The organism is Arsenicibacter sp. R0_47, from assembly GCF_057652235.1.
The window spans coordinates 60,368-79,981 of sequence record NZ_JBYFCJ010000027.1 but is presented as its reverse complement, the minus strand read 5'-3'; the positions used below and the strand labels follow the sequence as shown (position 1 = coordinate 79,981).

10 protein-coding genes are annotated in these 19,614 nt (G+C 53.3%); 8 read left to right on the top strand and 2 right to left on the bottom strand.

All coding sequences use genetic code 11. The features are described 5' to 3' along the window. The first annotated feature begins 72 nt into the window (after positions 1–72). From AC23NW_RS28840 to AC23NW_RS28830, 3 genes are read left to right on the top strand one after another with little or no spacing between them, the layout of a single operon-like run. Positions 73–2,364: a GH92 family glycosyl hydrolase gene (locus tag AC23NW_RS28840; protein ID WP_487453940.1), complete on the top strand. Its 2,292-nt coding sequence runs from the start codon at positions 73–75 to the stop codon at positions 2,362–2,364. Between the two features lie 48 nt (positions 2,365–2,412). Continuing rightward, positions 2,413–4,299, top strand: coding sequence for a 3-keto-alpha-glucoside-1,2-lyase-like domain-containing protein (locus AC23NW_RS28835; RefSeq protein ID WP_293837304.1), 1,887 nt, complete (start codon positions 2,413–2,415; stop codon positions 4,297–4,299). A 5-nt stretch (positions 4,300–4,304) separates the two neighbouring features. Next, complete coding sequence (locus AC23NW_RS28830) at positions 4,305–6,320, top strand: c-type cytochrome (protein ID WP_487453939.1); 2,016 nt, start codon at positions 4,305–4,307, stop codon at positions 6,318–6,320. A 73-nt stretch (positions 6,321–6,393) separates the two neighbouring features. Here the strand turns inward: AC23NW_RS28830 and AC23NW_RS28825 are convergent, their stop codons facing one another. Together AC23NW_RS28825 and AC23NW_RS28820 are read right to left on the bottom strand one after the other, a co-directional pair. After that, the gene (locus AC23NW_RS28825) at positions 6,394–8,340 is read right to left on the bottom strand and encodes an Ig-like domain-containing protein (RefSeq protein ID WP_487453937.1); all 1,947 of its coding nucleotides are present in this window, start codon (positions 8,338–8,340) and stop codon (positions 6,394–6,396) included. A gap of 162 nt (positions 8,341–8,502) precedes the next feature. Beyond that, entirely contained in the window at positions 8,503–11,355 is a 2,853-nt protein-coding gene (locus AC23NW_RS28820; RefSeq protein ID WP_487453935.1) for a glycosyl hydrolase, read from the bottom strand. Between the two features lie 524 nt (positions 11,356–11,879). Here AC23NW_RS28820 and AC23NW_RS28815 point away from each other — a divergent pair. The 5 genes from AC23NW_RS28815 to AC23NW_RS28795 all read left to right on the top strand — a co-directional run bounded on the left by AC23NW_RS28815 (position 11,880) and on the right by AC23NW_RS28795 (position 19,544). After that, positions 11,880–13,691 (top strand): ATP-binding protein, encoded by a 1,812-nt coding sequence (locus tag AC23NW_RS28815; protein ID WP_487453933.1) that lies wholly within the window; start codon positions 11,880–11,882, stop codon positions 13,689–13,691. 236 nt (positions 13,692–13,927) lie between these two features. Beyond that, entirely contained in the window at positions 13,928–16,144 is a 2,217-nt protein-coding gene (locus tag AC23NW_RS28810) for a sensor histidine kinase (protein WP_487453931.1), read from the top strand. Positions 16,145–16,388: 244 nt separating this feature from the next. Beyond that, positions 16,389–17,675, top strand: a complete 1,287-nt coding sequence (locus tag AC23NW_RS28805) for an adenylosuccinate synthase (RefSeq protein ID WP_487453930.1) — start codon at positions 16,389–16,391, stop codon at positions 17,673–17,675. 138 nt (positions 17,676–17,813) lie between these two features. Further along, a complete protein-coding gene (locus AC23NW_RS28800) occupies positions 17,814–18,668 on the top strand; it encodes a fumarylacetoacetate hydrolase family protein (protein WP_293845887.1) in 855 nt (284 codons plus the stop codon). A gap of 51 nt (positions 18,669–18,719) precedes the next feature. Further along, positions 18,720–19,544 carry an amidohydrolase family protein gene (locus AC23NW_RS28795; RefSeq protein ID WP_487453928.1) on the top strand — a complete coding sequence of 275 codons (825 nt, stop codon included), beginning with the start codon at positions 18,720–18,722 and terminating at the stop codon, positions 19,542–19,544. The last annotated feature ends 70 nt before the right edge of the window (positions 19,545–19,614 follow it).

Genomic DNA, 19,614 nt, shown 5'->3' with positions numbered 1-19,614 from the left:
TTATTGGCAGTTCAGGGCTATTTACCGTGAATCCTGTACCTGGTTACCAACGAGCCGGGGGATTATATAAAAATGAAAAAACGCCTAATCGCTTTACTACTCACTACCGGTTTGGTTTACCAGGCCAACGCCCAGCAAGTTACCAACGTTACCGACCCCGTCGAGTGGGTTAATACTCTGATGGGTACCGACTCCAAACCGTCGCTCTCCAACGGAAACACCTACCCTGCTATTGCCATGCCCTGGGGGATGAATTTCTGGATGCCGCAAACCGGCAAGATGGGAAACGGATGGGCGTATACGTATGCATCCGACAAAATCCGCGGGTTTAAGCAGACACACCAGCCGTCGCCCTGGATGAATGATTACGGCCAGTTCTCGATCATGCCTGTCAGCGGCAAACTCCGGATCGACGAAGACAGCCGGGCCAGCTGGTTTTCCCACAAATCCGAAGTGGCCAAACCCTACTACTACAGCGTCTACCTCGCTGATCACGACATTACCACCGAAATTGCCCCCACGGAACGGGCTGCCATGTTCCGGCTGACGTTTCCTAAATCCGACAGTTCATTTGTTATTCTCGATGCGTTCGATCGTGGCTCATACGTAAAAGTGATCCCGTCGCAACGAAAAATCATCGGATATACCACCAAAAACAGCGGCGGGGTTCCTGCCAATTTTAAAAATTACTTTGTCCTGACGTTTGACAAGCCGTTTGCCATGGCGCAGGGCTGGAAAAACTACAAAGTATCGAAAGACACCCTCGAACTTCAGGCGGCTCACGTTGGTGCGGTGGTCGGGTTCAAAACGACCAAAGGCGAACAGGTGCACATCCGCGTCGCCTCCTCGTTTATCAGCTACGAGCAGGCCGAACTGAACCTGCGCGAACTGGGCACCGACTCATTCAACGGCGTAATGGCCAAAGGTAAAGCGGCTTGGAACAAGGAACTGAACCGCGTGAAAATCGAAGGCGGCAGCATTGACCAGACGCGTACGTTCTACTCGTGTCTGTACCGCGCCCTGCTGTTCCCGCGTAAGTTTTTCGAGATTGATGCCGCCAACAAGGTGGTTCACTACAGCCCCTACAACGGCGAAGTGCGGTCGGGTTATATGTTTACCGACACCGGCTTCTGGGATACGTTCCGGTCACTGTTTCCGTTCCTGAACCTGATGTATCCGTCGCTGAATAACCAGATGCAGGAAGGTCTGGCCAACGCCTACAAAGAAGGTGGCTGGTTGCCGGAATGGGCAAGCCCTGGCCTGCGGAACGTGATGGTAGGATCGAACTCGGCGTCTATCGTGGCCGAAGCCTATCTGAAAGGCGGCCGTGGCTACGACATCAACACACTGTATGAAGCCCTGCTGAAAAACGCCAATAACGAAGGCCCGATGGATGCCGTCGGCCGCCGTGGCGCGCAGTACTACAACAAACTGGGGTATGTGCCGTATGATGTAAAAATCAACGAAAACGCCGCCCGTACCCTCGAATATGCCTACGATGACTTTGCCATTTACCAGCTGGCGAAAGCCCTGAAACGCCCGCAGGCCGAAATTGACCTGTTTGCCAAACGCTCGCAGAACTACCGCAACCTGTTTGACCCGCAGACCGGTCTGATGCGCGGTAAGAATCAGGACGGACAGTTCCAGACTCCGTTCAATCCGTTTAAGTGGGGCGATGCCTTTACGGAAGGCAATAGCTGGCACTATACCTGGTCGGTTTTCCACGACGTGCAGGGCCTGATCGACCTGATGGGCGGCCGTCAGAAATTCGCGGCCAAGCTGGATTCGGTGTTCAGCCTCGCGCCGGTTTTCGACGAAAGCTACTACCGTGGTGTCATCCACGAAATCCGGGAAATGCAGATTGCCAACATGGGCCAGTATGCCCACGGTAACCAGCCAATCCAGCACATGATTTACCTCTACAACTACGCCGGCGAACCGTGGAAAGCCCAGTACTGGCTGCGTGAGGTGATGAACCGCCTGTACCTGCCGACGCCGGACGGCTACTGCGGCGACGAAGACAACGGTCAGACCTCGGCCTGGTATGTCTTTACGGCCCTTGGCTTCTACCCTGTCTGCCCCGCCAGCGACCAGTATGTGATCGGCTCACCGCTGTTTAAGAAAGCAACACTCACCCTGGAGAACGGTAAAAAAGTGGTTATCAATGCTTCTAATAATAGTGTCGACAACCGGTACATCAATACGGTTTCTGTAAACGGCAAACCGTATGCAAAAACGTGGCTGAGCCATCAGGCGCTGTTACAGGGAGCAACCATTGATGTAAACATGAGTGCCACGCCGAACAAACAGCGGGGCACAAAGCCGGAAGATGCTCCTTATTCGTATTCAACTGACAAAAAATAAACGCGCTATCCCGAACCCTTAAACACCAAATTTAATCCTTGTTTTTCAATGCTCACAAAACCCTCACAAGTGCTTACGCGTTCGGTTGCCACCGGCTGCTGGCTGCTGAGCCTGGGCCTTTTCAGCCCGGCTATGGCCCAGAACGGTCAACCGAACACGGTTTCGCTCAACGACTTGAGTGCTTTCCGGAATCCGGGCGGCGGTAACGTCGGCAAAAACTGGCAGATCGCCAGCGACGTCACGGCTGATTTTGCCAAAACCAACGTGCTGACCAGCAAATCCGGCTCCGGTGTGCTGGTGAACCTGCCGACCGACCGCGAGAAGGCCAACCTGTTGTCGGCCCTCGAACACGGCGACCTCGACCTTGACCTCGAGTACATGATGGCCAAAGGCTCCAACTCAGGCATCTACCTGCAGGGCCGCTACGAAATCCAGCTGATCGACAGCTGGGGCCAGAAAACGGCGAAAATCGGCGACAACGGATCGATCTACCAACGCTGGGACGAAAGCCGTCCGGAAGGCCAGAAAGGCTACGAAGGCCATGCCGCCCGCCAGAACGCAACGAAAGCGCCCGGCCTGTGGCAGCGTATGCGGATTTCGTTCCAGGCGCCACGCTTCGACAAAAGCGGTAAGAAAATCGAAAACGCTAAAATCCTGCGCATTGACCTGAACGGCGTGACGATCCACGAAAACGTGGAACTGACCGGCCCGACGCGTGGTCCGCTGAAAAACGACGAAGTTGCCATTGGGCCGCTGCTGATTCAGGGCGACCATGGTCCGGTAGCGTTCCGGAATATCCGGTATACCGTTTATAATAAACCTCGTCCCGAACTGACCGGCCTAACCTACGCGGTATATGCAGGTCAGTTTGACAAGGAAAATGCCCTGGGTCAGGCGGCTCCCGAAGCAAAGGGAACAGCTCCCAAACTAACGGCTAACGTTACCGTTAGTCCGAATAACTTTCTAGTGCGCTATTCTGGTTTACTCAACATTAAGGAAGCAGGCGAATATGCCTTCAATCTGGCCGGTGCAGGTGGGTTTACATCCATGAAAATCAACAACCAGACGGTTTTCCCATGGGCTAACTCAAACCGCCGCTCCTCAGCCTCTGTTTCGCTGCCGGCCGGTGATTTACCGGTTGAAATTATCTATTCAAAAGTACAGGGCCGCGCCACGCCGTCAATCGGTCTGTCGCTACAGGGTTCAGGACTCCGTGAGTTTTTCATCGGCGATAACCTGGCCGAAGGGGGCTTCAACGACAACGGCCCGATCCTGATTCACGCGCCGAACAACACAATCCTGCGCAGCTTCATGGACGTTCCGAACGAGAACGGCATGGGCCGCCGGATGCGGGTAACGCACGGTATTTCGGTGGGTAGTCCGGAGCAGATTCACTATACCTACGACCTCGACAACGGGTTCCTCGTACAGGTATGGCGTGGTCAGTTCCTGGATGCAACACCGATGTGGAATAGCCGGGGCGACGGTTCATCGCGGCCGACGGGTATGGTGCAGCGACTGGGTCTGCCGCAACTGGTGCTGAACAAACTGAGCTCACCGCAGGCAGCCTGGGTTACCGACACCACCGGTACCGGCTTTAAAACCGAAGGCTACTCGCTTGACGAAAGCGACCGCCCGACGTTCCTGTACAAAATCTTCGGTTCAGGCGTGCAGGACATGATCCGTGTGCTCGACAATGGTAACGGTATTCAGCGCGACATCACCATCAGCAACCCGGCGGCAAATCTGTACGCCCGGCTGGCGGATGGTGCTTCGATTGAAGCGGCCGGCGACGGTTCGTACCTGATCGACGGCAAGTCGTACTACATCAAAACGGCGGGCAACGTTAAACCGGTGATTCGTCCGGCCGGCAACCGCCAGGAACTGATTGTTCCGGTCAGCAGTGGTAAACTGAGTTATTCGATTCTGTTCTAAACTCCATGAGAAACTTACATAAACTTTTGCTTTCCACCTGCCTGATGACGGCTTTCCTGTCGACGGCGCAGGCGCAGGAATCTCCGAAAGAAGAAGATTTTTTCCGGATCATGCGGGTACCGGCTCCGGAAGGGACCCTGCTCGAAGTCGGCGGTCTGACTGTACTGCCGAACGGTGATCTGGGCATCGGCACCCGTCGCGGTGATGTATTCATCGTTGAAAACCCGACCAGCCGCCGGCCGTTTTTCCGTAAATATGCCTCAGGGCTGCACGAAATTCTGGGTCTGGCCTATAAAGACGGCTCCCTGTATTGCGCGCAGCGCGGTGAACTGACCAAACTGGTCGACTCAAATAAAGACGGCAAAGCTGATTTGCTGAAAACGATTTTCTCGTGGCCGTTATCGGGTCACTACCACGAATACAGCTTCGGGCCTAAAATCGCACCGGACGGCTCGTTTTTCGTATCGGGCAATGTAGCCTTCGGTGACGAAGAATGGTGGGCGGGCGAAAGCCGTGTCCCGTGGCGGGGCTGGGTGATGCACATCACCGAAGATGGTAAAATGGAACCATGGGCAACGGGGGTTCGCTCTCCTTGCGGCCTGGGTATGATCGACGGTGAACTGTTCTACTCCGACAACCAGGGCGACTGGATTGGCTCGGGTGGTGTATGGCACCTGAAAAAAGGCGCGTGGGTAGGTCACCCGGCCGGTCTCCGCTGGTCTAACATGCCAAACTCACCGGTGAAGCTGACGCAGCAGCAGTTGTATGCCAAAATCGACCCGCGGAAACGCCGGAACGAGCAGGGCCGCGCCATCAAACCGGAAAACGTAGCCGACGAAACACCGATTCCACTCTACACGCTGAAGGAGCAGTTCCCTGAATTGCAGCTACCGGCGGTTTGGTTACCTCACGGTATTTTCGGGATTTCGAACTCCGAAATTGTGGCGATTCCGGAAGGCAGCTTCGGTCCGTTCAGCGGTCAGCTGCTGGTTGGTGATCAGGGCCAGAGCAAGATCATGCGCGTCTACATGGAGAAAGTAAACGGCGAATTCCAGGGTGCGGCTTTCGATTTCCGCGCCGGCTTCCAGTCGGGTGTACTCCGGATGGCGTGGGGCAATGACGGCTCCCTGTTTGTCGGTGAAACTAACCGTGGCTGGGGCTCTGCCGGTGAAGCAACAGAAGGTCTGCAACGACTGGTCTGGAACGAAAAGATGCCGTTCGAGATGAAGGCGGTCCGTGCCATGCCGGACGGCTTCGAAATCGAATTTACATCGCCGGTTGACCGCAAGTCGGCCGAAGATCTGGCTTCGTATTCGGTCAGCAGCTTTATCTACAAATACCACCCGGTATACGGTAGTCCGCCGGTAAACCGCGAAACAAACGCGATTAAAGGCGTTAAACTGTCGGCCGACGGCATGAAAGCCCGCATCATTGTGGACAACCTGCGCCGCTACCACATCCACGAAATCCGTCTGGATGGTGTTCGCAGCACCGATGGTTCGTACTCACTGGTTCACCCGCTGGCGTTCTATACGCTGAACAACATTCCGACCGGCCAGAAACTGGCCATGAGCGAAGTAAGCACGTTCAGTTCCGAAGCCAAACCTGCCGAAACACCGGCCGCCGCCCCCGTACGGGCGACCCCAAGTGGTCGCCCTGAAACCGGAAGTGGTCGCCCGAAAACCGCACCCAAAACCGGTGCCGCCACCAAACCGGCGTCAACAAAAACCGAAGCGGTTGCCAGCGCCAAAGCACCAACGTACGACGAAGTAAAAGGCTTATTAGCGAAACATACCTGTCTGGCCTGCCATCAGGCGAACAAGCGTCAGGTAGGTCCGGCCTATTCCGAAGTCGCCAAACGAGGCTATACCAACGAACAGATTGTTGAACTGATTCACAATCCGAAGCCACAAAACTGGCCGGATTATGCGACAGAAATGCCGCCGATGCCACAGGTTCCGAAGGCAGACGCGTTAAAGATTGCCGCCTGGATCAACTCCCTGTCGACAGAAAAAAAGTAGACTAAAACTAACAGCAAAAAAGCCTGACCGCATTGTGTCAGGCTTTTTTTATGCTGTATGTAGCCAAGAACTCCTACCGGCAGGCCGTGCCACTCACGACAAGAGGCACAGTTGCCGAGCACGCGCCGCTGGAAACAGTCAGTGTATAGGTTCCGGGGGTAGTCACACCCGGAATTGTAACCGTATGCGTTCCTGCCTGCCGGTACACGGTTGAATAGACAAAGCCATTGGGGCCTGTCATGACAAAACTACTGCCAATGCCGGTGCTGCTCAGATCGACGGAACAGGTGCCGTTGCCCAGCACACCGCCTGCCACCACACTGCTGACAGATGGCTGGCTCCCAACCGTTACCTGAGCGGTGGCCGTTGCACTTAGCCCGTTGCTGTTCACCGTCAGCGTGTAGGTATAATTTCCGGGACTCACTCCGTTCAGCGTTTGCGAAAAGGTAGCCCCCGCTGATGTTCCCGTGAGCGGATTACTTCCGTTCGTCAGCGTGTAGGCATAACTACCGGTCACATTACCGATGGTAGCCGTCAGGGTTAGCGGAGTACCTTCACAAAGCGAGGCCCCGGCTGACGCAAAACCGGTTACGACAGGGGCTGCAGCAATTGTAAACGAATTTGTACTGCTTACGGTACCGGTATTTCCGGCAGCATCCGTTGCTTTGGCTTTGACCGTATGAGTGCCCTCCTGTAGGGCACTGCTTACCGTATAAGACCAGTTGCCGGATCCGTTTGCCGTTGCCGTTCCGATGTCTGTATTATCAACCGTGACGGTCACCGTACTACCGGCTTCAGCCGTTCCGCTGACGGCAGGTTTGGTATTACTTATCACCGCACCGTTGGCCGGAGCACTCACCACCGGGGCAGCCGGTGCAACCGTGTCAACGATAAATGTATTGGTATTACTGTCCACGCTGGTATTACCGGCAGCATCCGTTGCTTTAGCTTTGACGGTATGAGCCCCATCCGACAGGGCACTGCTTATGGTAAAGATCCAGTTACCCGAAGCATTGGCCGTAGTAGTACCAACAGTACTCCCGTCAATCAAAATTGTTACGGTGCTGTTAGCTTCGGCGGTTCCGATAACGGTAGGTTTGTTGTTACTCGTTGTAGCACCGTTGGCAGGGGCACTCACCACCGGGGCAGATGGCGGAGTAGTATCAACCGTCCAGGTGTAACTAGCCGGCGTCGGATCGACGTTACCTAACAAATCAACCGCCTGCACCTGAAACGTATGCAGTCCGTCGGAAAGGCCGGTATACGTTTGCGGAGAAGTACCAGTGATAAAGCCTCCTGTGTCCAGCTTAACTTGAAAGCTTGCCACACCAGACCCACTGCCATCACTGCCGCTGAAGGAAATCATTGCATTTGTAGAGTTAGATATAATGAGCGGGGTAGCGGTAATAGTTGTATTCGGCGGAGTAGAATCAACCGTCCAGGTGTAGCTAGCCGGCGTCGGATCAATGTTGCCCGATGCATCGATCGCCCGCACCTGAAAAATATGCATCCCGTCGGAAAGGCCGGTATAGGTTTTCGGGGAAGTAGCGGCGCTAAAACTTCCGCTGTCCAGTTTTACTTCAAACGTCAGACTTGCGGCGGGTGTCTCATTATCCGAGCCGGAAAAGCTAAACGTCGCAGATGTCGAATTCGTCGGATTAGACGGATTCGACATAATGGTTGTATCCGGCGGGACTGTTTCAGCCGACAGGGTATTTCCGCTGACTGTGGCCCGAGCGGCACTGCGCTGCATGGCTGCGTTGGTACGCCGGCGCTTGTATTCCAGGGTGCGGGTTAGCCGCACCGTATACTGCCAGCTACTGGTTTGGTCGACTACAGCCGACGTATTTAAACCGGTAATACCATACTCAGGTGTACTGACAATCGTACCGGATTGTCCTGATTTGGTATCCAGCCCCAAACTAATACTGTTATGACCAATTGTAAGAAAAAGCAGCGTCAGAAGCGCATGCCACCATGGCTTCATGCGCCTTCCCCTGTGCAGGTAATGTGTTTTCATAGGTAAGTTTAGGTTTCTAAAACAAGCTCTCAATTAACAAATTGGGGATTACAAAAACTAACATATCGGCATGAATCATCCGTAAGATCAGGTCTTGTATATCGGTTAACAAACAACAAAAGGCTCCGGATGTCCGGAGCCTTGACACTAAAGCCGTTTACCTTAAAACGTCCGTTTCACCGGTCGCAACGTGACCGGCCCGAGCAGACCCGAAGGTCGGGGCAACCAGTTTTCGGCGGTGAAGTTGCCGTCTGTGCCACGGTTTTCGCGCAGCCGGGGCGACATGTTAACATTATAAAACGTCTTCCAGGCCACCTTCCGCTTATCCAGGTCAGCAATGCGGTTGGCCATTCCGTTTGATACCGTTACGGTCAGCGTATTGGTCGCCGCCAGCGCACTTGCCGGTATTTCCAGCTGATAAACCGGCCCCAGCACCGTCCCCAGTTCTTTGCCGTTGAGCTGCACGCGGGCACTCTCAGCGACCTTACCTAAATCCAGCACCCAGGCATCGGCAACGCCCGCCGGTTTCGGAAAGCTCAGCGTGTAGGTAGCGGCCCCGGAAAACGTCTTTACCGCGTCTCCGTCAAGCTCGGTCCACGACCCCAGTTTTTCCGTCGTCACCGGCGACGGCAATGCGGGTCCGCCCGACACAAAGTTGATCGTCCATTTACCAGTCAGCGGAATGGCCGCTGCCACGGCCTCGACATACGGATAACCCGTCGCCTTGATCATTCTGGCAGAGGTTTCGAGTATACACGATTCGCCTGGCTGCAACTGCACATACACGTCCATCCCCGTTGCCGATGCCTGCTTCCGGGCCATACCCAGCAGCTCCGTCATCGGGTTATACAGGGCCACCGAATTAGCTTTGGTAGCCAGCGGCACCCAGCCGTCGATGGCTTTGTCGCTCCAGTTCGTAAGAAAGTAATAGTTCCCTTCGGCATGTTCGCGGCGGATAAACTCCAGTCCGCTGTCAACCAGTGTTTCCCGCTGTACACCGGCCGCTTTCAGGGTTTCGTCTAAGCTGGTCCCGACAAAAATGCGCCCCTGCCCTGCTTTCGCCTGTCGGATGCCGCCGGTTTCGGTAAACGCCAGACCGGCCAGCAGTTTTTTGAAGGCCGCCTGCCGGACGGTCAGATTGGCCATCCCCGGCACATCGTCGGGCAGCTTGTTGGCAAAGACGATGGTTGCTCCCTGCTGCGCCAGCTTTATCAACTGCTCCAGCGTTGGCAGCGGCATGTACTGCGCTTCGGGCACTACGATGGTCTGGTAGCCAGCCCCGCCGGTCTGCAGCCTGCCACCCGTAGCCGTCACACCAAGCAGCTGCTTATCCGAAATAAAATCAAACCCATAACCCCGCTCCCACAGATCTTTAGCATGATGCTCAACCGGCAACCCCTTGAAGCCATGATCAATACCGTCGAAATGTTGCAGCATCACCTTACCCTGACGGGTATACGCATCGAAAATAGGCAGGTATACCAGCACATCATTGCTGGCCTTACCTTGTTGCAGAAAGGACTGACAACGGGCCACGTACTGGTTCAGTTTACCAAAATCAGTCCAGAAACTGTTGTTCGGGTTAAAATGAACGGCGGCGTAGAACAACCAGCCCGGCCACGCTGCCTGCTGCGGCGAATAGTTGGTGCCGTGGTAAAACGTGTGGTTGACGCCCCCGAGCAGAAAACGGTCCATGGCCTTTTTGACATCGCTCAGTTTGGTCAGAAAGTGTTCGTTTTCCCAGGTCGCGGACTCGGAGGAGGTCAGTTTTTTACCCGTCACGTGGGCCGCCGACGAGGCAAATTTAATCCGCATCACGTCGATACCCTCGATTTCGGGAATGTCCGTAACGGCGTAGAGATCCAGAATATTAGCCGGTGAGCCGTGGGCCTGATTCCGGATAATTTTACCGTGTTTCTTCGCCCAGTCCGACCAGACTTTGGTGTAGTTTTCGAGCAGCAGCTCCGAGATGGTTTCACGGTAGTCGCTCAGCACCCGTTTGTTTGGCTCGGTGTCGGGTTTGCCGAACAGCGCGGGCAGGTGCAGCCGCAGGTCATAGCCGCGCCGTTTTTTAAATTCATCGAACATAGCCGGTGTCCAGTTGCTCTCTCCGCTGGCATCGTCAACCTCATAGGAGTCGTTGAAAAACGCCCGCAGACCGGTCAGGTCACGGCCCTTAAACGCTTTATCGAAATAGCTCAGGTAATGCTCCGTGGCGGGTTTCGAGAAGTGATCAATCACATCGCCCTCGCCGCCGGGTCCGGCGCGTTCGACCATTTTACCGTGCCAGCCTTCAAAAACGGCGTAAAGCGTCCAGGTTCCCGCCGGAGCAGTCCAGTTCAGCCTACCACTGCCGTCTACCTTTCCGGTGAGGTCAACGATCTGGCCGTTATCGGCATAGGCCATGAGGCACTGCAACGGCAGTGGTTTTTCGAAACGCACCTGATCAAAGGCATGAAGCTGAAGGTCCGGATTTTTCGTGATCGGCTCCACCAGCTGTTTGATGTCAATCGGCTGGCCGACAATGCGCGTGATCGGTTTCTGGCTATAAGCGACAGGCTCCTGAAGTTGTTCGCCGGCCTTCAGCGTGAAGGTTTTTGAGGCCACATACTTACAGGCATCCGCTTGGTTTACCCACGGACCGCCAAACGGCCAGCCCGAGGCCTGCGCCATATCAACACCCATGTTCAGGCGGCGGGCTTCTTTCAGCGTATGACCCAGCACATCCATCCATTTCGGCGACAGAAAATTGATAAACTGGCTTTCGGCGCCCTTAACGCCATAAATCGGGGTTATTTCGACGCCGCCCAGCCCTGCTTGCTGATACTGTTCCATCAGCCGGGTCAGGTCAGTCGGGCTTACAGCACTGCCCATCCACCACCACCGTGTCCAGGGCTTTGTCTCCTGCGTGATGGCCGGCCATTTGGGCTGCGCCTGTGTTAGAGTTGAAAGAGCAAAGGCGGGAACGAGCGACAGGTACACAGCTCGTTTTACCAGTTTAGTTGATATACGCATTGATGTTGTCAGGGCTTTCACTTTTATGCCTAAAAGAAGAAAATCCTGACATTCTAGCCGTACTGTACTTATCTGGTTTTGGGGAAATGTACTATTACTTTCCCCGTTTTCACATTAAAGCATCCATTATTATCTATAATATGCTAATATTTATATTCATATAAATTAATACATAAATACATATGCGCTATTTCATCACAAGTTTACTGTGTTTTTTTTGTTACCTGGGATACTGCCAAAACAAACTTTCTATTGATGATCAAGGATTTATTATTAATGCGTTTGATACCCGCTTCAAGGCGGGCGATTCGCTAATGTGGGCAACGACGACGTATTCTGACAAAAACTGGGACACATTTAGGGATACTCCTGAACAACGTACAACACTTAATAAAGCCGGATCAGGCTGGTTCCGCTGTCGGATACAAGGTAAAAAACGTTATAAAGAAGAAAAGTGGGTGTTGATAATAAAGCAGTCAGGAAACTCAACCATTTATCTGGACGGGAAACGAATCGCCAACGTTGTGGCTGATCAGCGAGCGAATTCCGGGGAGCGGATAGCTCTGGTGCAACTACCTGTTACGTTACCCGACACCGGAAACCATGTGCTGGCCATCCGGCATCAATTCCGTGACGAAGATCTTTTGTTTGCTGATACAGATACAGAACCGTTTACAATCCGGATCGAACGGCAACAGAAAAGTCTGATGAATCAGATAATTGTTTCGTCTATGACCACTGCGTTTAACGCGGTGATCACGGGCTTCTTTGTCATTCTGGCCTTACTACACTTCATGTTTTACCGGGCCAATCCGGATCAGCGGGTAAACCTTCTGCTTGGTATCTCTTCGCTATGCTTTGCCTGCATGGCCGGCATTCCGGTTTTTGACTACTTTGTTTCAAATCTCAGAGAACAATCCGTACTCAACCTGATACAATATGCCGGATTACACATTGGTATGAGCGGCTTGCTGACGGCTGTATATACCTATCTGCACCGGTCCAAAGGCTGGCTGTTCATTATTTCAATTGCTTTGCTAAGCATCCATTTCGGGTATCAATGGCTCATCGGAAGTCCCCCAGACTACCTGATTGCATTAACGTTCTGCTTGTATGCGTTAGACTATATCCGGACCAGCTGGCTCGGTAAAAAACGCGGACAGCCGGGTGACAGATTACCCTGGAACTCGCTGCGGTTTTCATTTGCTACCCTTAGCCTTATCATTTTACTAGCTATCCTGAATGGTTTGCTTTCTTCTAAATTAGTAATCACCAGTACACTGCTGTTGGTAGTATTGATTTTGCTTTTCTTTTTGTTCCTGCTAAGCGTACCTATCGGGCTATCCTTTTCGCTGGTTCACGACTACACACACACACATGCCTCGTTACAGCAGAACCTTGATGAAGTGCAGCGGCTTTCGGCGCGTTCGCTGGCTCAGGAACAGGAGAAACAACAGATTCTGGCCGCCCAGAACGACACCCTCGAACGGTTAGTACAGGAGCGCACGGCCGCCCTGAATGAATCCATTGAACACCTGAAAACCACTCAGGATCAGCTGATACAGAAAGAAAAAATGGCTTCACTCGGCGAACTAACCGCCGGTATCGCCCACGAAATCCAGAATCCGCTCAACTTTGTCAATAACTTCTCGGAGGTCTCGGCCGACCTGATTGCTGAGATCAAAGACGAACAACAACGCCCCGCCGACGACCGCGACGAAGGGCTGGTCGACGAGATTCTGGGTGACCTGCGGCAAAACCTCGAAAAGATCACCCACCACGGCAAGCGGGCCAGCTCTATTGTAAAAGGCATGCTCGAACATTCCCGGACATCGGCGGGCGAGCGGCAGCCAACCGACCTTAACGCCCTTAGCAGTGAATACCTGCGGTTGGCCTATCAAGGTTACCTGGCAACGCACAAAACCTTCGACTGCCAGCTCGTTACCGACTTTGACCCTGCCCTGCCACTGGTTAATCTGGCAACGCAGGATATTGGCCGTGTTATCCTGAGTCTGCTTAATAACGCCTTTTACGCCCTCAATCAGAAACAGCAGGCCATCCCTGACGGTTTCCAGCCAACTGTCTGGCTAAGTACCACGAATTCAAATGCCACGAATTTTGTCGCACTGAGGATCCGTGACAACGGTCCCGGCATTCCAAAGGACATCCTTGGCAAAGTGTTTCAACCTTTTTTTACAACCAAACCCACCGGCGAAGGCACAGGTCTGGGTCTGTCGCTCGCCTACGATATCATAACCAAAGCCTATAAGGGCGACCTCCTCATCGACAGCACCGAAGGTGAAGGCACGACCTTTACCATACGTCTTCCTTTATAACTTTGAGTATCTGGCTAATAAACCTTCCCTTCACCCTACGTTCGCTCACTAGCCCCCTCTCTATGCAATCAGGCTTTGGATGGGGCTAGTTCAAGCTAAGCCGAATCGATCAGGAACCTGGCTTTTATTCAGAAGAAATGTACTATCTTTCTTTATCATCCTTATCCGAAAAATGCTTGCCAATTACCAGGGATGTACTAATATTGATCTCTCGGTAACAGCCTTTTCCTGTATTCATGCGCTACGCTATTCTTGTTTGCCTGGTTTTCGTTAGTCATCTGGCCCACTGTCAGTTTATTTCTTTTTCCGGGAGTAATGAAGGTTTTAGTTTCAAAGCAGACGATTGCCGGTTTAAAGCGGGCGACTCGCTGACCTGGGCACAGCCCGCATATAATGCTAAAAGCTGGGATACGTTTGATGATACGCCTGAACAGCGGACTGCTCTGCTGAAGGCAAAAACGGGCTGGTTCCGCTATAGCCTACAGGGAAATAAACGCTATAAGGAACGAGCGTGGGACCTGATTATCCAGCAGTTAGGCGATTCAAAAATTTATTTCGACGGCAAACTGATTGCCACTGTTGTGGCCGACCGGCGATCAAGTACTGATAATCGGATGGCTTTTGAACCTATCCCCGTTATGCTGCCGGACACGGGGAAACATGTGCTGGCAATCCGGTTTCAGTATCAGGATGAAGACCTCCTGTTTGCCAATACCTCCCTCGAGCCGTTCAGAATCTGGATTGAGCCACGCCAGCTCACACTGGTAAACCTGACAGCGAATGCCTCTGTGAATGCGGCTGTCGGTGCCTTAATTGCCGGCATTTTTGTCATTCTGGCCTTGCTTCATCTGATGTTCTTCCGGGCAAACCCAGAGCAGAAAGTCAATGGGCTGCTCAGTATTTCGTCCGTTTCTTTTGCCTTGATGTTTGGCGTATCGGTTTTTGAATACCATAATGCCAACCTGAGAGGTCAATCGGTGATTGACCTGATCCAGTATGCCGGGCTGCATATCGGCGCGGGTTGTTTATTGATGGCTGTCTATGCCTATTTGCAACGGGCGAAGGGCTGGATATTCGCTATTTCGATTACGCTGCTAACCATCTCCTTTGGTTACCAATGGCTTGTCGGGAGTCTTCCGTCCGGCCTGGCGGCGCTTACATCTACTTTTTTTGCCTTTGATTACATCCGGACCAGCTGGCTTGGTAAAAAACGTGGTCAGGCCGGTGATAAATTACCCTGGAATTCCCTGCGGTTTTCGTTTATCTCCTTTTTACTAGCCACCGGACTGAGCCTGGTAAACGGCATCATGGCTGGCTTCTATGATTGGGATTTCAATAACCTGATGTTTCTGCTGATCATTATTTTGCTGTTTTTCCTCTTTCTGCTGAGCGTCCCTATCGGACTATCCTTTTCGCTGGTACAGGATTACACGCGTACGCATACTTCGCTACAGAAAAACCTCGACGAAGTGAAACGGCTTTCGGAGCGCTCACTGGCTCAGGAACAGGAAAAGCAACAGATTCTGGCCGCCCAGAACGAAACCCTCGAACGGCTGGTACAGGAGCGTACCGCCGCCCTGAATGAATCCATCGAGACCCTGAAAGCTACGCAGGACCAGCTGATCCAGAAAGAAAAAATGGCCTCTCTCGGTGAACTGACCGCCGGTATTGCCCACGAAATTCAGAATCCGCTCAACTTCGTCAATAACTTCTCGGAAGTATCGGCCGACCTCGTTGCCGAAATTGAAGACGAACGGCAACGCCCTGCCGATGACCGCGACGAAGGACTAGTCGACGAGATTCTGGGCGATCTGCGGCAGAACCTCGAAAAGATCACCCACCACGGCAAACGGGCCAGTTCGATTGTTAAAGGCATGCTCGAACACTCCCGCACCTCGTCGGGCGAGAAGCAGCCAACCGACCTTAACGCCCTCGGCGACGAATACCTGCGGCTGGCGTATCACGGCTACCGGGCAGCCCACAAAACCTTCAACTGCCAGTTGGTGACCGACTTTGACCCTACGCTACCCTTAGTCAATCTGGCAACGCAGGACATTGGCCGCGTTGTACTGAATTTGCTCAACAACGCCTTTTACGCCCTTGACCAGAAGCAGCAGTCTGCCCCGGCCGGCTTCCAGCCAACGGTTTGGGTATCAACTCATGTATCAGCTAGTGGCGGCTCCCAAACAGCACCGGCTGCCGGTCGTGCCCCCACTACGGCAAACACGCCTGATTTTGTCACGCTGGTGATCCGCGACAACGGCCCCGGCATTCCCGAAGACGTCATTGGCAAGGTGTTTCAGCCTTTTTTCACCACCAAACCTACCGGCGAAGGCACAGGGCTGGGCCTGTCGCTTTCCTTCGACATCATCACCAAAGGCCACCAGGGCGACTTTTTTGTCGACAGCACCGACGGCGAAGGCACGACGTTTACAATAAAGTTACCCATATAACTTTTGTTACCTTTTGTTCTGGTTGTTACTGGTGGTTCCAACCTTAGGAACCACCAGTAACCCTGGTAACAACTAGAAACAACCAGCAACCACCAGAACCATCAGTAACCATCAGCAACCCCAGTAACCACCAGAACCATCAGCAACGATAGGATTCAAGGAGAAATTTTGGTTCCATAAGCGGCAACTTAGCGTATCTTTGTGTGAATTTTATCGGGAGTATCACCAATAAGTTAACAATCTAATGGTTGATGTATTATTAGGCCTCCAATGGGGCGACGAGGGGAAAGGCAAGATTGTGGATGTTTTGGCGCCACAATATCAGGTAGTTGCCCGCTTTCAGGGCGGCCCGAATGCCGGTCACACCCTCGAATTTGATGGTTTCAAACACGTTTTACACCAAATTCCATCGGGTATTTTCCGGAATGAAACCCTCAATATTATCGGTAACGGCGTTGTATTAGACCCAATCGTGTTCCGCCGCGAAATCGACGGCCTCGCCAAATACAACCTCAACATCCACCAGAATCTGGTCATTTCAAAAAAAGCATCAATCATTCTGCCAACCCACCGTCTGCTCGACGCCGCCTTTGAGCAGTCGAAAGGCGAAGCAAAAATCGGTTCTACCCTGCGCGGGATCGGCCCGACCTATCAGGACAAAGTGGCCCGCCTCGGCCTCCGCGTCGGTGATATTCTGTCGGCCAACTTCCGCAAAAAATACGATACGCTGGTTTCCCTGCACAAAACGACGCTCGATCACTATCAGTTTGATTATCAGTCGGTATTACCACAAGCCGAAGACGATTTCTTCTCGGCAATTGAGTTCATGAAGCAATTTCAGCTGACCGACAGTGAATATGCGGTCAACGGTGCACTGAAAAATGAGCAGCGCGTACTGGCCGAAGGCGCTCAGGGCTCCCTGCTCGATATTGATTTCGGTTCATACCCGTTCGTAACCAGCTCCAATACCATGACTGCCGGTGCCTGTACGGGCCTTGGCGTCGCCCCCCGTCAGATCGGCGAGGTATACGGCATTTTCAAAGCCTACTGCACCCGCGTCGGCAGCGGTCCGTTCCCAACGGAACTGCACGACGAAACGGGCGAAGCGATCCGTAAGGAAGGCCGCGAGTTCGGTGCGACTACCGGCCGTCCGCGCCGTTGCGGCTGGCTCGACTTGCCCGCGCTGAAGTACGCGATCATGATCAACGGCGTATCGCAGCTGATTATGATGAAGGTCGATGTCCTGAACATCTTCGATACCATCAAGGTGTGTACGCACTACATCCTGCCCGACGGCACCCAGACCGAGCAGTTCCCGTATGACCTCTGCGACGTGGACGTGATGCCGGTTTATAAAGAATTTAAAGGCTGGAATACCTCACTCGACGGTATCCGCGCATTCGACGACATTCCGGCCGAACTGGCGGAGTATGTAACCTACCTCGAAGCCGAGCTGAACCTGCCGATCAGTTTCATCTCGACCGGCCCCGATCGTGAGGCTATCATCCATCGTCAGGCTGTCGCGTTGTAAGTCTTCCATTTCCTTTACGGCTAAAGGGATGTGTTCGCGTCAGGTGACCACATCCCTTTTTTTTCGCGTATTTAGCCAGCAGGGAATTATAAATCTGCTTTTTGTCTCTTTCCTTACTATTAACTCAATTCTCAAATTATGAAACTTCTTCGCTTCGGCAACCCCGAAAACGAAAAACCTGCTGTTGAACTTTCAGAAGGCAAACGCATCGACGTATCAGCGTTTGGCCAGGATTATGACGAGACTTTTTTTGCTACCGGTGGTATTGACCAACTGGCTCAGTGGCTGGAGTCGAATGCCGCTTCATGCCCGGAAGTACCCGCTGATGCGCGGCTGGCTTCGTGCGTAAAGCGCCCGTCGAAAATTGTTTGCGTGGGCCTGAACTACGCCAAACATGCGGCCGAAACCAACGCTCCGACTCCTGCCGAGCCGATTCTGTTTTTCAAATCGACCACGGCGCTCTGCGGCCCTAACGATAATGTAGTGATTCCGAAGCGGTCAGAAAAAACCGACTGGGAAGTTGAGCTGGCGATCATCATCGGCAAAAAAGCAACGTATGTGGAAAAAGACGAAGCCTTTGACTACATCGCCGGCTATGCAACGCACAACGATTACAGTGAGCGCGCCTTCCAGATTGAGCGTGGTGGTCAGTGGGTAAAAGGAAAGAGCTGCGATACGTTTGCACCGCTGGGCCCATACCTCGTTACGAAAGACGAAGTAGCCAACCCGAACAGCCTGCGTTTGTGGCTGTCAGTAAACGGCGAAATGCTGCAGGACTCAAACACCGACGACATGATTTTCGACGTACCGACGCTGGTCAGCTATATCAGCCAGTTCATGACCCTGCTGCCGGGCGACGTCATCACGACCGGTACACCGGCGGGTGTGGGCCTGGGCCTTAATCCGCAGCGTTTCCTGAAGCCGGGCGACGTGGTTGAACTCGGTATCGACCAGCTGGGCAGCCAGCGCCAGACGGCCATTGCCTACAGCTAATTATATGCATCCGGTACGGTCTCACAGCCGTACCGTTTTTTCTGTTTTCCCATGACCATTGACGCACATCAGCACTTCTGGCTTTATAATGCGGAACGTGATGCGTGGATTACCGAAGAGATGTCGGTGATCCGGCGCGATTTTTTACCGGCCGACCTGGAGCCGGTCCTGGCCGAAAACGGTATCGACGGCTGCGTAGCCGTGCAGGCCGATCAGTCGGAAGCCGAGACCATGTTCCTCCTGTCGATGGCCGACGCCTATCCGATTGTGCAGGGCGTTGTCGGCTGGGTCGATCTGCGGGCCACTAACCTCTACGACAAGCTGGAATACTTCTCGCAGTATGAGCTGCTGAAAGGCTTCCGGCACGTGGCACAGGCCGAAGCCGATGACTTTCTGGCGCGGCCCGACATCATCAAAGGTATCCGCCAGCTGACGGCTTTCGACTTTACCTACGATATTCTGATTTACCCGACGCAGCTCAAAGCCGCCCTGCATCTGGTGCGGGAGCTGCCCGACGTAAAGTTTGTGATCGATCACATTGCCAAGCCCTATATCAAGGACCAGAAAATCAATACCTGGTCGAACTACATGGCCGAGATCGCGAAACAACCCAACGTTTACTGCAAGGTATCCGGCATGGTGACCGAAGCCAACTGGCAGGGCTGGACAACCAAAGACTTTTTCCCGTACCTCGACGTGGTATTCGAAAGTTTCGGCCCCGACCGGATCATGTACGGTTCCGACTGGCCGGTTTGCCTGGTAGCAGGCAGTTACGGGCAGGTTAAAAACATCGTGGAAGAATACGTGGCGCCGTGGGGCACTGAGGTCCGCGACAAGGTTTTCGGCCAAAACGCCGTGCAGTTTTATAACCTGTAATGTGAAGTAATAGCAGACAAATAGTCCCTGAATGCTTCACAGACACAGTGCAGGAGATTACCTGATACAT

Coding starts and splice junctions, on each gene's coding strand:
- AC23NW_RS28825 (WP_487453937.1), bottom strand. CDS start 8,340: ATGAAAACACATTACCTGCACAGGGGAAGGCGCATGAAGCCATGGTGG.
- AC23NW_RS28800 (WP_293845887.1), top strand. CDS start 17,814: ATGAAACTTCTTCGCTTCGGCAACCCCGAAAACGAAAAACCTGCTGTT.
- AC23NW_RS28810 (WP_487453931.1), top strand. CDS start 13,928: ATGCGCTACGCTATTCTTGTTTGCCTGGTTTTCGTTAGTCATCTGGCC.
- AC23NW_RS28820 (WP_487453935.1), bottom strand. CDS start 11,355: ATGCGTATATCAACTAAACTGGTAAAACGAGCTGTGTACCTGTCGCTC.
- AC23NW_RS28795 (WP_487453928.1), top strand. CDS start 18,720: ATGACCATTGACGCACATCAGCACTTCTGGCTTTATAATGCGGAACGT.
- AC23NW_RS28835 (WP_293837304.1), top strand. CDS start 2,413: ATGCTCACAAAACCCTCACAAGTGCTTACGCGTTCGGTTGCCACCGGC.
- AC23NW_RS28840 (WP_487453940.1), top strand. CDS start 73: ATGAAAAAACGCCTAATCGCTTTACTACTCACTACCGGTTTGGTTTAC.
- AC23NW_RS28830 (WP_487453939.1), top strand. CDS start 4,305: ATGAGAAACTTACATAAACTTTTGCTTTCCACCTGCCTGATGACGGCT.
- AC23NW_RS28805 (WP_487453930.1), top strand. CDS start 16,389: ATGGTTGATGTATTATTAGGCCTCCAATGGGGCGACGAGGGGAAAGGC.